This window comes from Burkholderia catarinensis, from assembly GCF_001883705.2.
GTDB classification, from domain to species: domain Bacteria; phylum Pseudomonadota; class Gammaproteobacteria; order Burkholderiales; family Burkholderiaceae; genus Burkholderia; species Burkholderia catarinensis.
Window position 1 is genome coordinate 1 of record NZ_MDEQ02000081.1, and the last position, 544, is coordinate 544.

Here is a 544-nt window from a genome sequence, read left to right on the forward strand (position 1 = left end):
CAGCTCGGCCGTGCCGTACGACAGCCCGAACAGAAGCTGGATCAGCTTGCCCGCGCCGACCATCTGCACGACGAGGTACAGCACGACGACGGTCAGCGAATTCGCGGACGTCAGCAGCCGGATCGGCCGCTGCGCGAAGCGGTACGCGACGACGTCGACGAACGTGAACTTGCCGAGGTTGCGCAGCGGCTCGGCGATCAGGAACATCACGAACGGCCAGCCGACCAGAAAGCCGATCGAGTAGATGAGCCCGTCGAAGCCGAACATGAACACCATGCCGGACAGCCCGAGGAACGACGCGGCCGACATGTAGTCGCCCGCGATCGCGAGCCCGTTCTGCAGGCCCGTGATGCCGCCGCCGGCCGTATAGAAGTCGCGGGTCGAGCGCGTGCGGCGCGCGGCCCAGCGCGTGAGCGCGAGTGTCGCGAACACGAACGCGAAGAACATCCCGATCGCGACCGGGTTCAGTTCGACCTTGTCGGGCATCGGGCCCGCGACCGATACCGCATGCGCGGCGGAGGAAACGAGAACGAAGGGAATGGCC

Annotated in this window: 1 protein-coding gene; it reads right to left on the minus strand. The window is 66.7% G+C overall.

Annotation, left to right across the window (positions count from 1 at the left end; all coding sequences use genetic code 11):
* Positions 1-540 (minus strand): sodium:solute symporter family transporter (locus tag BFF94_RS37580; RefSeq protein WP_443627121.1); only part of this gene is annotated, 540 nt, incomplete at its 3' end.
* Positions 541-544 lie beyond the last annotated feature (4 nt).